Raw genomic sequence first — 13,714 nt, forward strand, 5'->3', positions numbered from 1 at the left:
ATGAGTCAATTGATTGGTAAAAAAGTAACTCGTATAGAAGATGCCAGATTGCTGACAGGGCAGGGAAAATACATCGATGATATCGGGACGCCGCCTAATACCGCTCATGTGGCGATATTAAGAAGTCCTTACCCTCATGCTAAAATCGTTTCTATCGATTATTCAGAAGCGCTGGAAATTCCGGGGGTAAAAGGAGTTGTGACTGGGAAGGATATTGAGCCTTTATTAAATCCATTCAGTGTCGGAGTGACAGCGCCAGTTCAATACTATCCAATGGCTATTGATAAAGTGCGGTATGTTGGCGAGCCGGTAGCGGTCGTTGCGGCCAAAAACCGCTATATCACGGAAGATGCTTTAGAAAAAAGTACGTTAGGCACAATGCCGCTTTATCATACGATGGGAATGAGATCTCTTTTATCCATCATGTTTTTAAATGGCAAGTATGTCGTATTACCTGACTTTGATGAAAAAGAAGCCCTTGAACTATTGGAACGCGAAGAAATTACGTCGCTTATGATCATGAGAGCTAGAAGAATACCGGCTGATGAGGCTTATCAATGGGGGCTTCTAACGAAAGTAGTATCCAAAGCAGATCTAGAAAAAGAAGTGGACGCACTGGTCGATGAACTTGTCAAGTTTTCGCCGCTTGCATTAAAAGTATGTAAGCAAGTACTGAATGCAGCGGATGAAACAGCTCTTAGCACAGGTATTGAATTGGAAGGAAAAGCATATGGTTTGTTTCGGACAACGGAAGACTTTAAAGAAGGAGTAGCGGCATTTGTAGAGAAGAGAAAACCAAATTTCGTTGGAAAATAAGATTTTCACTGCAGGAAATCATGACTCCCGATAACATAGTTTTCGGGAGCCTTTTTAATGTTTTTTTCTTAAATACGAATTGATTTGAAATGGTAAAGGAACGAAGAGCTCGCGGAAAGCGAGTGAATTTCGCGATCATCCATAATTACCCGAAATAAGGTTTTACATGAAGAAAGGGGTGCTCTTGGGCATTTTATTGACTTTAGAAACAGACCTTTTCTTTTTAAAATTTGCTTCCCTATATAGGAAGATTTTTTTCATTTATTACGCTCATAATAAATAATAGATAATCGGTTTGGATCAGATTCAAACGGAAATTCACGAAATGGAAACCATTTACGGAAAGGAATATCCTGGCAGCATGTTCGTGATGTCATTGGGAAATGGAAGAGATGTGAAGCAGTTCCAAAGTGAAATAAAATTGGTATAATTTTTTAGGAGTTCTATTCTGATCACAAGGGAGGATAAAAATGAAAAAGTTGATGGGGCTTATACTTGGAACATCGATTCTACTTGCCGCTTGTGGTGGAGGCAATGGCGATAATGCAAAAGAATCGGCTAGTAAAGGAGATGACCCGCAACAGATCTACAACAATAAGTGCATTAGCTGCCATGGGGAAAATTTAAAAGGCGGTGTCGGTCCTTCTTTGCAAAAAGTTGGTTCTAAATACAGCAAAGAGGAAATCTTAAATATTCTGAAAAATGGCCGTGGACAAATGCCTCCAAAAGTTGTACAAGGAAAGGACGCCGAAAAAATGGCTGAATGGCTGGCCAATAAAAAATAATAAAACGCTTAACAATGTTGTTTCTAGAAAATCAAATGGAAAAATGGATGAAAAGAATAAAGCTGAGTGCGATGGAAGCGCTCAGCTTTTTTTCTGTCGAAAAAAGGATTGTATTCTTTCGTATATGGTCATCAGCCGGATACGGACTTCTCTACTATTTTTACATTCTGAAATCAAAATGTAACATAAATTTTCAATGAGTGAAAGATATTCAATGCTATAATGAGTTTTGAGTTGAAAATTCGCTAGATTTTGCGATTTTTCCCTAAAAAAATGGGTTAGAGTCATAAATTCGACAAGAAATAAAAGACTTAGGTGGTTTTAAAATGATAGAAATGAAGGATGTTTTTAAGCAATATCCGAACGGCGTAGTGGCGGCCAATGGTTTTAATGTAAGGATTGGTAAAGGAGAATTCGTTTACATCGTTGGCCCGAGCGGTGCAGGCAAGTCCACTTTTATCAAGCTGATTTATAGGGAAGAAAAACCGACAAAAGGCACCGTAATTGTCAATGGGACCACCGTTTCTACCTTGAAAAACAGCAAAGTTCCGTTTTTGAGGAGAAATATTGGAGTTGTATTCCAAGATTTTAAACTGTTGCCGACGCTGACTGTTTATGAAAATGTCGCCTTTGCGTTGGAAGTGATTGAAGAAGAACCGGAAAAAATTAGAAAAAGAGTCATGGAAGTACTGCAATTGGTCGGCTTAAAGCATAAAGCGAGAATGTTTCCCGATGAGCTTTCAGGCGGGGAACAGCAGCGTGTTTCGATTGCGCGCTCGATTGTGAATCGTCCGAAAGTGGTGATCGCGGATGAACCAACCGGGAATTTAGACCCTGAGACATCTTGGGATATTATCAATCTTTTTGAAAAAATCAACCGAACAGGCACGACGATTGTCATGGCGACTCACAACAAAGAAATTGTCAATACAAACCGCCATCGGGTGATTGCTATTGATAACGGGCGGATTGTACGTGACGAGCAGCGAGGTGAGTACGGATATGAAAGCTAGAACAGTGCGTCGCCACTTTCGAGAAAGTTTTAAGAGCCTCGGCCGCAACGGCTGGATGACGTTCGCATCCGTTTCGGCAGTGACCGTCACTTTATTGATGGTCGGAGTGTTTCTGATCATTTTATTTAATATGAACAAAGCAGCCACGGATATGGAAAAAGACGTCGAAATCAGGGTGCATATTGCTCTTAACGCCAATAAGCAAGACGAACAAGAGCTCAAAGAACAAATTGAATCGATGCCCCAAGTGAAATCCGTCCAGTTTTCCTCAAAAGAACAAGAATTGCAAAATTTGATTAAAGACATGGGAGACGAATTTAAACTTTTTAAACAAGATAATCCTCTTTACGATGTGTTCATCGTCAAAACGAAAAATCCGAAAGATACGTCAAAAGTGGCTGAGAAAATCAGTCATTTCGATCATACGGAAAAAGTGGTCTACGGAGAAAAGAAAATCAAAAAATTGTTTCGGGTGCTTGAAACGGCAAGGAATGTCAGCCTTGTGCTTCTGATCGGATTATTGTTCACTGCCATGTTTTTAATTTCGAACACGATTAAAATGAACATCTTTTCAAGACGAAAAGAAATTGAAATTATGAGACTCGTTGGAGCCACCAATTCGTTTATTCGCTGGCCTTTTTTACTGGAAGGGCTTTGGATCGGAATTTTAGGTTCTGTCATTCCAATCGCATTTGTGGCGGTTGTCTATAAAGTAATCTATCAATATTTTCAAACGCATGTGCATGATCATTTTATCCAAATTCTTTCCTATACGCCTTTTGTGTTCCAAGTAAGCGCCATTATTTTATTGGTCGGCGTTTTTATCGGAATGTGGGGAAGCTTCTTGTCTGTTCGCCGCTTCTTGAAAATTTAAAGTTTTTTAGATCTACATACTTGTAACGTTAGAAAAAATGATAGGGAAAGGGGATTTATGGTGAAAAAGAGAGTCGTTCTTTCGGCCGCTTTGGCTGCTTCTTTAGGGCTTGGAAGCAATTTTGGCTTCACAAAAGCCGCTTTTGCTTCCAAAATTTCAGATTTGGAATCGAAAAATACACAAATCGAACAAAAAAAGGCGGACCTCAAGCATCATCTTCAAGAAAAAGACCAAAAACTAAACGAGCTAAAAGACCAGCAAAGCAAGTTGGCGAAAGAAATAAAAGCGATCGATATGGCTGCTCAAGATGCTGAATTAAAAATTGCTGAGAAACAAAAACAAATGAAAGAGACAAACGAAAAAATCGAAAATCTGAAAAAAGAAATTAAAGTAATTCAAAAGCGTATTCAGGAACGGAACGAAGTGCTTAAGGAACGGGCACGTGCACTTCAGCAAAGCGGGGGAAGCGCTAGCTACATAGACGTGCTGCTTGGTGCTGAAAGTTTTAGTGATTTTATCGACCGCGCCACAGCGGTGACTGCTCTTGTAAACGCCGATAAAACGATTTTGGATGAGCAAAAAAAAGATGAAGAAAAGCTAGAGAATAATCGCAAAGAAGTAGAAAAAGAGTTGGACCGTTTAACAGGAATGGTGCAGGATTTAAAAGATTTAACGGCACGTTTAAATGCCAAACGAACGGAAAAAGACTCGTTGATGAAGCAGTTGGCAAAAGAGCAGAAAGACGTTGAAAACGATAAATTAAGCCTTCAAGAAGAACAAGAATTGCTGGCATCTCAACAGTCGGCTATTCAACAAGCGATTCAAAGCGAGAAAAACCGAAAAAATGAGGCCGCACAAGCACCACAGCCAACTGGCAATGAACATTCCGTTCAGTCCGCCAGCCAAGGACCGATGCCTGAAGTTTCGTCTGGGGCCTTTACTCGGCCGGCAGCCGGGGTGATTTCTTCTGAGTTTGGCGCTAGAGGTTCTGAATTCCATGAAGGAATCGATATCGCGAACAGCGGCTCCAACGTTCCAATAGTGGCTGCCGCATCAGGAGAAGTGATTCGCTCCTATTATTCTACTTCTTATGGAAACTGTATTTTTATTTCACATTCCATTAATGGAAAAGTATTTACGACGGTTTATGCCCATATGTCCGCGCGTCTCGTCCAATCGGGACACGTTTCGAAAGGACAAGTGATCGGTTATATGGGAAGCACGGGACAATCAACCGGCCAGCATCTTCATTTTGAAATTCATGAAGGGCCATGGACTCCGGATAAAAGATATGCTGTTAATCCACGGAAATATATTAATTTTTAAGGTATGGAAGAGCTTGACACACGTCAGGCTCTCTTTTTCATTTTGAAAAAAATCGATGGACAGCTACACGAGCCCGGGCATCTGAGGGGCAATTGGAATATGTTATTCTGTACTCACAAATGGAGGTGTTATGATGGGCGGAGCTTATGCAGGTGGTTTTGCGTTGATTGTTGTGTTGTTTATTTTGTTGATTATTGTTGGTACGGCTTTCGTTGGTTTCGGTTACTAGTAAGGTGCTTATTGCGAAGAAGTATGTTTGACATTTGGAAAAAGTTTCGACAAAATCGGTTATCAAAATTAAATGTGTTCAAACATTGCCTTGCTTTCTTACTATCCCGGCAGTAGCGTTTTAACGCGAAGTCTGGAAAAAGGTTGAACATTGAATTTCATTATACGGGCTGATTTTTAGAGGCAATCTCTCTGAATCAGCCTGTTGTTTGTATGTCGGCCTTATCATGATCTCATTTTTAAACATATTTAAGGGCCTGCTTTTCTTTCTATCGGCCTGATAAATCCTCATCATCATGGCGAACATGATCGCCGAACGAATGGAATTCGAAATACTGATAATCTTCAAAATGAAGTGTGTATGCAACAAAAAAATCTTTTACAATGAAAGTGAAGGCGGTTCTTCTCCATTCAAATAGTAAAGATAACCCGTCACACTCCTTTTATTTAGTAAATTAGGTCTTCCCTTTTCCATTAAACACTTTTCAAACAAATAACCCAAACTGGACTTTTACACCAAGAAACTTGCATATAGGCTCGCTTTTTCCTCAATGGAAGAAATGAGTGGCACAATGCTTGACGATCAATGCATAGCCATTGAACCACTGCAAAGGAGAGGAGAATGATGAATGATAAAACCAATAAAAGATGTAAGGAAGGAGTTCATTTTAAAATTTTTTAAAGAGCAATGGGGGAGCACAGAAATGGTGACATCAAGCGGTACATACGATTGCTTGGAATTGGATGGATTTGTCTCTCTAAACTTAAAAGGAGAAATCAATGGATTCATTACTTTTTACATTTCAAAAGATGAATGCGAAATTATATCGTTGGATAGTATGGAAGAAAATAAAGGCATTGGAACTTCTTTGCTGAATCGTGTTGAATTTTTTGCTAAAGAACAAAATTGTAAGAAAATGAAACTGATTACGACTAATGATAATTTGAGGGCTATCCGATTTTATCAAAAAAGAGGATATCAATGTGTAAAGGTCATCCCGAATGCCGTGAATATCGCGAGAAAGAGAAAGCCTGAAATCCCCCTTATGAATCCCGAGAACCATATACCGATACGGGACGAATTTTTGTTCGTAAAAGAAATACAATAAACCCGTGGTGCTAGATAAACTTGAGCAAGCATAAAAATAGCCCTTGCTGGCGAATCTCCTGTAGAATGAAAGTGCGACCTACCATTCGAAAGGAGAATCCCCATGCAAGAGCACTTTCATTTTACTACAGATCGGGCCAAGATTCAAAAGCAATATGCCGCCATTTTCGTTTTTGTTTCTGCTCAACTTTCATGCATTCAGGTGCATCTTCATCGTCGAAATCGCCATTTGGTCAAGCAAGAGGACGCTGTCATCATCGCCATTCATCTTTTAGGAAAGCTGCTCGGTTTTACTTCTGAACGGGCGTGGCATCGTTTTGTCACGGGAAATTTGTTCACAAACGGCTCGTTTCTTGAACGCTCCCGATACAACCGCCGTTGCCGGGCGCTTGGTTTCGCCATCAAATGGATCCGTCATGAGCTGGCAAAACGCGGTCAACATCATGCCTATGCCGTCGTTGACAGCTTGCCGCTCCCGTTGTGCCATACGGCAAGAATGCATCGCGTCAAACGGTTTCAAGAGATCGCCGACATCGGGTATTGCGCTTCCAAAAAGCAATGGTACTACGGGTTGAAGCTGCACCTTCAAGTGACCGATCAAGGGCTGCCAATGGGGTATGTGGTGACGGAAGCATCTTGCCACGATCGAATCGCAGCCGAAAGCGTGATGACTCAAATTCCTCATCCCTATAACTTTGGGGACAAAGGATTCATTAGCCGTGACTTGCAAAAAAGGCTGTACGAAGAATACCAAATGGCGCTTTGGACTCCGTCTCGAAAAAACCAGAAACATCGTGCGTCTGAGACATGGGAGCAGTGGATCCAACAAAAACGCAAAGTGATCGAGACGGTGTTCTCGGTTCTGGTTGACCACTATCGCATCACGGGGATCCGAGCCAATTCGATTATCGGATTTGAAGTGGCACTAGACGGTATATTGTTAGCTTATTCCCTGGTTACACTTGGGCTAGTTGAGCGCTAAAGCTCAACTAGCACCACGGGTACAATAAATCAAAACTTTTGCAGTGCGAATGTGCGACCGTTCTAAGTTAGCAAGGTCGATGGTCCGGCACTGTTCCGTATCGAACATGGACAAGCACAACCATGTGGATCATTGAAAAGGGCATTGACTTTAGTCCATAGATTCACTATAATTTGTTCAAAAGTTTCTTTTTTTCATTTATTCACAACAAACTGAAAATAACGAATATTTCACTCTTATCAAGAGCGGCGGAGGGATTAGGCCCAATGAAGCCCGGCAACCTTCAAGCAGTACTGCTTGAAAAGGTGCTAAGTCCTACAGATCTTGTATATAGATCTGAAAGATAAGAGGAGGAGTCCATCAACGTCCTCTTCTTAAGAAGAGGACGTTTTTCATTTAGAGCCGTTTTGTTTGTATCGAGGAGTATCAACAAGGGGTTGCAATAAAAAGCATTCTAGATTGATGTGAAGGAGGAGCAAACATGACAGAGAAAATTAAAGCAGCCATTTTGGGTTTTGGTACAGTGGGACAAGGAGTTTATCAATCGATTCAATCCCATCAAAGTCGGCTGAAACAGCTGCTTGGGAAAGAAGTGGAAGTTGCGGGAATCTTGATTCAACATCCGGAAAAAGAACGGGATGTAGATGAGTCTGTGATCGTTACGACCCAATTTGAAGACATTTTGGCGATTCCGGGCTTGCAAGTGATATTTGAAGCTATAGTGGGAGAAGAGCCGGGCCATACTTATTTATCAATGGCAATAGAAAAAGGTATCCACGTCATCACTGCCAATAAAGTCATGTTTGCCCGCCACGGTCAGGAACTGTTAAAGAAAGCAAAAGAAAACGGCGTTCAAATAGGTTTTGAAGCGACGACGGCCGGTGGAACCCCGATTCTTCAAACGCTTGCGCTGTTAAGAGTCAATGAAGTGGAAGAAATACAAGGAATATTAAATGGAACTTCCAATTTTATTTTATCGGAAATGAGAGAAAAGAAAATCAGTTTTCATGAAGCGTTAAAAGACGCTCAAGCAAGAGGTTATGCAGAGGCTGATCCGGCCAATGACATCGAAGGGACCGATGCTTTTTATAAGCTCTTGATATTAAGCAACGTTGGCTGGGGAATCCAGCCTGACTGGGAAACGATTGAAAAGCAAGGAATTACTCATATCACAAGCGAAGTTATTGAAATTGCCGATCAACTGCGATGTCGCGTAAAGCATGTAGCGGATATAAAAAAAGAAGGAAGCCATTTGAAAGGTTTTGTCAAGCCTGTCTTTGTACCGTCGACGCATCCATTTTACGGTGTAGAAGGAGTGGAGAATGCTGTTTCCTTCCAAGGAAGCTTAATTGGCAGAGTGACCATTCAAGGCCCCGGTGCCGGAAAGTATCCAACTGCAAGCGCCATGGTAGAAGATTTAATCCATGTTCTCAAACAAACTTCAGTAGGGAAAAAACCTTGTTTTTCCCATGCCTCTTCCAATACTGCTGAAACGGAATGGGTTGTATTGACGGAACAACCTCTATCTGAGCCAAATGTCGAAATAAAACATACAGGCAAGACCGCTTCAGTCTATTATTATGATATCGCCGCCACAAGGGAAACGATAGAGCAATGGCATCAAAAGGAAACAATCTTGCAAAGCTTTGAAGTGTTAAATGAACTGGCGCTTGAACCAAGGAATGCCAGCTTAGGGGCTGTTATATCCGGAGTTTCCATATAAAAATGTTTTCTGGCAGCCGAACCTTTCTCTTCATAACTTGTCCTTTCCGTGAATATAGATAATGACACGAACGTTAGGCTTAGCTCGAACCTCAAAAAGAGGGGAAGGCTTTTGGACAGGAGGATGTATGAGTGATGAAGAGAAAATGGGCTGCTCTTCTTGTGTCGTGCTCTTTTTTAACGGGTGCAGGGAGCACATATGCAGGATTGAAAATTTGGGATCAGAGTGCCCCGCAAGAAAGCAGGGAGCCTGGCCAAACAGGCGAGGCATCTTACAAACTTCCGGATGAACTCCATAAAGTGGAAGTGGCGTATGAATTGATTTCGAAAAAATACGTGGAGAAGGTGAACAGCGGTCAGCTGGTGGAAGGAGCGATTTCCGGAATGCTGGCTGCTTTGAAAGACCCTTATTCCGTTTATATGGATACTGAAACCGCTCACCAGTTTAATGATTCTTTGGACTCTGCTTTTGAAGGGATCGGGGCTGAGATCACCGTTAGAAACGGAAAAGTATTCATCGTTTCGCCCTTGAAAGATTCACCGGCGGAAAAGGCAGGTTTAAAGCCGAACGATCAGATTATTAAAGTCAATGGCAAAAACGTAGAGGGGTTGGATTTATATAAGGCGACTGAAAAAATCCGCGGAAAAAAGGGAACATCCGTCACGTTGGAAGTGAGAAGAGATGGGGCGGCAAAACCGTTGACATTTAAAGTGAAAAGGGGCGAAATACCGATTCAAACGGTGAATGGAAAAATCAAGAAAGAACATGGAAAACGAATAGGATATATCGAAATTACCTCTTTTTCGGAAGAAACGGGAAAAGACTTTAAAAAGAAATTAAAGCAGTTAGAGAAAGAACACATCAAAGGACTTGTTCTCGATGTTCGGGGCAATCCAGGAGGATTATTGACAAGCGTTGAAGAAATTTTAAAAGAACTCGTTACGGATCATAAGCCGTACTTGCAAATCGAAGAACGATCCGGAAAGAAAGTGGAATATTATTCAACGACCAAAAAAGCTAAACCTTATCCGATTGTGGTCCTTACAGATGGCGGAAGCGCTTCTGCATCTGAGATCTTAGCCGCAGCACTGAAGGAGGCAGAAGGATATACTTTAATCGGACAAAAGACATTTGGCAAAGGAACGGTTCAGCAAGCGGTTCCCCTCAGTGACGGCAGCAATATTAAATTAACGACTTATAAATGGCTGACGCCAAACGGCAATTGGATTCATCATAAAGGGATTGAACCGAACATTGTGGTGAAGCAGCCTGACTATTTCTACGTTCATCCTCTTCAAATAGAAAAACCGCTAAAGAAAGATATGAATACCGATCAAGTCAAAAACGCCCAAGAAATGCTGGATGGACTGGGATACGCTCCCGGACGGACCGATGGCTATTTTAGCGCTCAAACGGAAAAAGCGGTTCGCGCCTTTCAAATGGAAAATCGAATAAAAGTGAACGGACAAATTGATAAACAGACTGCGCAAATGCTGGAGACTAAAATCATGGAAGAGATGAAAAAAGATAAAAATGATTTGCAGCTGAATGTGGCGCTAAAGGTTGTCAGCGATGATGAAAAAATTGTAAAAACTAAATGACATTTAAGGTTTTGTCTATTGATATCTGGTTTATGTAATATAGAAATAGTTTTGGCCGTTAACGGTTGTCCTTTTGCTGCCATTGTCCAGAACGTGTGACGGGTGAACTTCATGAAAAGAATTTGCGGCGAAAGAGAAGTCCGCTATGATTTCATTATGATCTTTGTGTAATTTTATATGTGTTTTCATCATTCATTTGATACAATGAGATTACAGTCAAAACGGTGAGACGGAAGAAAGGATGGTGGTTTCCTATTGATACAAGATATTCTGCTTGAATTGGCAAAAGGCTTTGGTAAACTTTTTCTCCATCCGCTTTTTTATTTTTCTTTCATCTTCTCTGTCTGTATTGGATTATGGCGGGTAAAAAGAGAACGGAAAGATTTTGATATCAGTGTATACGATATGTACCACGAATTGCGCATGTTGCTTCCGGCTGGATTGGTCGCCGGGGTCATTATTTCCGCCTGTACGCTGGCTCTTGGTGTTGAAGTGTCTTGGTTTTCATGCGCTCTGTTAGCCACGACCACTCTGCTGCTTAGCTTTTTCAGGGCCCGGTTTTTATCGCCGGCATGGATTTTTGGCGGTGCGGCCATTTTGTATTATGTGGCGAAAGCAGCTGGCATGGGTCTGCCTAATGCTGATTCCACCGTTTCAGAACCGCTCGTATTTGTATCGCTCTCTGTTCTTGTGGGGCTTCTTCTTATAGGAGAAGGGGCGCTCATTTATCGAAATGCTTGGCGGGACACTTCGCCAAGACTTGTCCAAAGTCCGCGGGGATTGACGGTGGGCGCTCACTATTCTCAACGTACGTGGCTCATTCCTGTGTTTTTATTGCTACCTGCTGATCATATTCGTTCTTCTTTTGATTGGTGGCCGTTCTTTTCCATTGGAGCACAATCATTCACGTTGTTTTTCTTTCCTTTTTTAATAGGGTTTGAACGGACGATGACGGCTTCTATTCCGGAGAGGGCGTTGAAGGAAACGGGCAGAAAGGTGATTTGGCTCGGTGTGTTTACCTTATTGCTTGCCTTCGTGTCTCATTGGGTCCCGGTCATAAGCTATGCAGCCTTGATCTTTGCTTTTGCCGGTCGGTTGGCGATTTCCTATTTTGACCACAATCGGCAAAAAAGTCAGCCCCATTTTTTTACGCCCAGTACGAAAGGTGTTTTGATTTTGGGGGTTCTCCCCTTTACACCCGCTCATAAAATGGGACTGAAAAGTGGGGAAATTATCCGTAAAACGAACGGAGTGGAAGTCAACAGCGAGAAAGAATTTTATGAAGCGCTTCAACGCAACCGTGCATTTTGCAAATTGGAAGTGTATGATGTGAACGGCCAAGTTCGCTTTGCCCAAAGTTCTTTATATGAAGGCGAACACCATGAACTTGGGTTAATTTTCATTGATGAAGAAAGACATATAAACGGGTCAGCTGTATCATAGCAGTTGTTTCCCGCGATAAAGAGAGGCCTCCCTTTTAGCGAAATGTTCTTCGTAACATGAAAAGGGCGGTCTTTTTTCATCCATAAGATTGGCGAATGGCGCCCACCGTAACCGAGATGAGACGGGTATTGGTGCGGTAACGATTTCCATGATGATTCGATAATTCATCCATTTTAGTGGAAACTTTCAACAAAAATTGATACAATCATTCGCAATATACTTTTTAAGGAGGATGGCTTATGGGAGTACACAACTACTTTAAAAGTTTATCAGACTTAGAAAATCTGTTTCGTTGTCCGGGAAAGTTTAAATATCAAGAGCACTCGGTTGCAGCCCATTCTTTTAAAGTGACGAAAATTGCCCAATTTTTAGGAACGGTAGAAGAAGCGCATGGCGAAAAAGTAGATTGGAAAGCGTTGTATGAAAAAGCGCTCAACCATGATTATGCGGAATTGTTTACCGGCGATATAAAAACGCCTGTGAAATACGCTTCTAATGAATTAAAAGAGCTATTTTCACAAGTGGAGGCGCAAATGACGAAGAAATTCGTGGAAAAAGAATTTCCTGAAGAATTTCAATCGATTTATCTGGAACGGTTTCAAGAAGGGAAAGATGATACATTAGAGGGGAGAATTTTATCAGTGGCGGATAAAATTGATTTACTCTATGAATCGTTCGGGGAAATCCAAAAAGGAAATCCAGAACCGCTATTCCGCGAAATTTATCAGGAAGCTTTGTCCACTATTATGGAGTTTAAAGATATGAATTGCGTTCAATACTTTTTGAAGGAAATCGTGCCTGATTTATTATCGGAGACATACATTCCGCAAAGTGAACTGGAACAAATGACAGAAGATATTATTTTCAAAAAACAAAATCTGTCTGAATAAACAGAAAGCAGTAATTTTTTGTAAATGACTTTTCAGTTTATTCTGTATGTTATATGATGTATAGCAGAATGGTGCCAAAGGGGTGTGGATATGGAAGGGAAAATATTGTTGGCAATGTTTGTTCCCGGATTACTGGTGCTGCTGTTTGCACGTATCACGTATAATGAAGTCATTGGACTGGTTTTAACTGTCGCCTTAATCGCTGCTTCCGCCTACAAAGGATATACTCATACGTGGCCTTTGGTGATCATTGATGCCGCTTCTTTAACGGCTGGATTTTGGTTATCGAACTATTGGAAAAGAAGTCAAAAGAAAAGCGCTTAGGAACTGTTGCTGATCATTCCTGGCGCTATTTTTTTTGCTGCTGAGGTTGCATGAATAGGCAGATTTTGAGCTTTAAACGAGACGCTACGTCCTTTTGATCCCGCGTGATCAGACAGCGAACTCCCACTGATAGAAGTTCACCAATGAAAGACAGTGTAATAACCTCTGATTGAAAACATTTCCATTGTTTTTGTTTTTTTGAATATGTTTATCGCATAAAAAAGCAGCTTATTTTTGGGGGCTGCTTTTTTGATTGTTTTTGTTCTTGCTCTTTTTTTTATATAGTCTTATGACTTGCTTGATGATGTACACAATAAAAAAGAGAGCAAGCGTTATAATTTCTTCTTTTTCCATTATTCGAAAGGGGTCGAGCGTTTTTAAAAACGCATTTTGATATCGGTACCCTAACAGTAAATCGAGTGAAAAAATTAAAGCGAAAAGAACCACGATGATTAAAAGAACGGAAAAAATGACCTTCATGATGACATCCTCACAACATATGTTTTCTTTATTTTTCTCTATTTTGTCCCAGATCATGTAAGAAAAAAAGTTCGTATAATCTCCACGGTATATGCGGGAAACTACAGATACATCCATTTTT

Annotated in this window: 14 protein-coding genes and 1 riboswitch; of the genes, 13 read left to right on the top strand and 1 reads right to left on the bottom strand. The window is 41.1% G+C overall.

Going from position 1 to position 13,714, the window contains the following annotated elements; genetic code table 11:
• From N1I87_RS02040 to N1I87_RS02100, 13 genes are all read left to right on the top strand, one after another.
• On the top strand, nt 1-816 hold the full coding sequence (locus N1I87_RS02040) for an enoyl-CoA hydratase/isomerase family protein (protein ID WP_341100437.1): 816 nt from the start codon (nt 1-3) through the stop codon (nt 814-816).
• 470 nt (nt 817-1,286) lie between these two features.
• Nucleotides 1,287-1,601, top strand: coding sequence for a cytochrome c551 (gene cccB, locus N1I87_RS02045; RefSeq protein ID WP_048622574.1), 315 nt, complete (start codon nt 1,287-1,289; stop codon nt 1,599-1,601).
• A gap of 326 nt (nt 1,602-1,927) precedes the next feature.
• Complete coding sequence (gene ftsE / locus N1I87_RS02050) at nt 1,928-2,614, top strand: cell division ATP-binding protein FtsE (RefSeq protein ID WP_003352363.1); 687 nt, start codon at nt 1,928-1,930, stop codon at nt 2,612-2,614.
• Nucleotides 2,604-3,488 carry a permease-like cell division protein FtsX gene (gene ftsX / locus N1I87_RS02055; RefSeq protein WP_040340803.1) on the top strand — a complete coding sequence of 295 codons (885 nt, stop codon included), beginning with the start codon at nt 2,604-2,606 and terminating at the stop codon, nt 3,486-3,488. Before ftsE ends, ftsX begins: the two co-directional genes overlap by 11 nt.
• Nucleotides 3,489-3,545: 57 nt before the next feature.
• On the top strand, nt 3,546-4,814 hold the full coding sequence (locus N1I87_RS02060) for a murein hydrolase activator EnvC family protein (RefSeq protein WP_341100438.1): 1,269 nt from the start codon (nt 3,546-3,548) through the stop codon (nt 4,812-4,814).
• Between the two features lie 130 nt (nt 4,815-4,944).
• Nucleotides 4,945-5,043: a YjcZ family sporulation protein gene (locus N1I87_RS02065; protein WP_147542737.1), complete on the top strand. Its 99-nt coding sequence runs from the start codon at nt 4,945-4,947 to the stop codon at nt 5,041-5,043.
• Nucleotides 5,044-5,671: 628 nt separating this feature from the next.
• Nucleotides 5,672-6,151, top strand: a complete 480-nt coding sequence (locus tag N1I87_RS02070; RefSeq protein ID WP_341100440.1) for a GNAT family N-acetyltransferase — start codon at nt 5,672-5,674, stop codon at nt 6,149-6,151.
• 102 nt (nt 6,152-6,253) lie between these two features.
• Nucleotides 6,254-7,132, top strand: a complete 879-nt coding sequence (locus N1I87_RS02075) for an IS982 family transposase (RefSeq protein WP_011230510.1) — start codon at nt 6,254-6,256, stop codon at nt 7,130-7,132.
• 233 nt (nt 7,133-7,365) lie between these two features.
• Nucleotides 7,366-7,482: riboswitch (SAM riboswitch) on the top strand.
• Between the two features lie 131 nt (nt 7,483-7,613).
• Nucleotides 7,614-8,855: a homoserine dehydrogenase gene (locus N1I87_RS02080; RefSeq protein WP_341100441.1), complete on the top strand. Its 1,242-nt coding sequence runs from the start codon at nt 7,614-7,616 to the stop codon at nt 8,853-8,855.
• 134 nt (nt 8,856-8,989) lie between these two features.
• Nucleotides 8,990-10,456 carry a S41 family peptidase gene (locus tag N1I87_RS02085; RefSeq protein WP_341103262.1) on the top strand — a complete coding sequence of 489 codons (1,467 nt, stop codon included), beginning with the start codon at nt 8,990-8,992 and terminating at the stop codon, nt 10,454-10,456.
• A 255-nt stretch (nt 10,457-10,711) separates the two neighbouring features.
• On the top strand, nt 10,712-11,899 hold the full coding sequence (locus N1I87_RS02090) for a PDZ domain-containing protein (protein WP_341100443.1): 1,188 nt from the start codon (nt 10,712-10,714) through the stop codon (nt 11,897-11,899).
• 239 nt (nt 11,900-12,138) lie between these two features.
• Nucleotides 12,139-12,789, top strand: coding sequence for an HD domain-containing protein (locus N1I87_RS02095; protein ID WP_341100445.1), 651 nt, complete (start codon nt 12,139-12,141; stop codon nt 12,787-12,789).
• A 90-nt stretch (nt 12,790-12,879) separates the two neighbouring features.
• Complete coding sequence (locus tag N1I87_RS02100) at nt 12,880-13,113, top strand: CsbA family protein (protein WP_040340801.1); 234 nt, start codon at nt 12,880-12,882, stop codon at nt 13,111-13,113.
• Nucleotides 13,114-13,341: 228 nt separating this feature from the next.
• Here N1I87_RS02100 and N1I87_RS02105 read toward each other — a convergent pair whose 3' ends face one another.
• Complete coding sequence (locus N1I87_RS02105) at nt 13,342-13,593, bottom strand: hypothetical protein (RefSeq protein ID WP_341100447.1); 252 nt, start codon at nt 13,591-13,593, stop codon at nt 13,342-13,344.
• Between the last annotated feature and the right edge of the window lie 121 nt (nt 13,594-13,714).

Source organism: Bacillus sp. FSL W8-0102 (assembly GCF_038007225.1).
In the GTDB taxonomy this organism is placed as follows: domain Bacteria; phylum Bacillota; class Bacilli; order Bacillales; family DSM-4216; genus Bacillus_O; species Bacillus_O smithii.

What these genes read in the sequence shown, in the direction of transcription:
- N1I87_RS02040 (WP_341100437.1), top strand. Translation starts at nt 1, where the DNA reads ATGAGTCAATTGATTGGTAAAAAAGTAACTCGTATAGAAGATGCCAGA.
- cccB (WP_048622574.1), top strand. Translation starts at nt 1,287, where the DNA reads ATGAAAAAGTTGATGGGGCTTATACTTGGAACATCGATTCTACTTGCC.
- ftsE (WP_003352363.1), top strand. Translation starts at nt 1,928, where the DNA reads ATGATAGAAATGAAGGATGTTTTTAAGCAATATCCGAACGGCGTAGTG.
- ftsX (WP_040340803.1), top strand. Translation starts at nt 2,604, where the DNA reads ATGAAAGCTAGAACAGTGCGTCGCCACTTTCGAGAAAGTTTTAAGAGC.
- N1I87_RS02060 (WP_341100438.1), top strand. Translation starts at nt 3,546, where the DNA reads ATGGTGAAAAAGAGAGTCGTTCTTTCGGCCGCTTTGGCTGCTTCTTTA.
- N1I87_RS02065 (WP_147542737.1), top strand. Translation starts at nt 4,945, where the DNA reads ATGATGGGCGGAGCTTATGCAGGTGGTTTTGCGTTGATTGTTGTGTTG.
- N1I87_RS02070 (WP_341100440.1), top strand. Translation starts at nt 5,672, where the DNA reads ATGATAAAACCAATAAAAGATGTAAGGAAGGAGTTCATTTTAAAATTT.
- N1I87_RS02075 (WP_011230510.1), top strand. Translation starts at nt 6,254, where the DNA reads ATGCAAGAGCACTTTCATTTTACTACAGATCGGGCCAAGATTCAAAAG.
- N1I87_RS02080 (WP_341100441.1), top strand. Translation starts at nt 7,614, where the DNA reads ATGACAGAGAAAATTAAAGCAGCCATTTTGGGTTTTGGTACAGTGGGA.
- N1I87_RS02085 (WP_341103262.1), top strand. Translation starts at nt 8,990, where the DNA reads ATGAAGAGAAAATGGGCTGCTCTTCTTGTGTCGTGCTCTTTTTTAACG.
- N1I87_RS02095 (WP_341100445.1), top strand. Translation starts at nt 12,139, where the DNA reads ATGGGAGTACACAACTACTTTAAAAGTTTATCAGACTTAGAAAATCTG.
- N1I87_RS02100 (WP_040340801.1), top strand. Translation starts at nt 12,880, where the DNA reads ATGGAAGGGAAAATATTGTTGGCAATGTTTGTTCCCGGATTACTGGTG.
- N1I87_RS02105 (WP_341100447.1), bottom strand. Translation starts at nt 13,593, where the DNA reads ATGAAGGTCATTTTTTCCGTTCTTTTAATCATCGTGGTTCTTTTCGCT.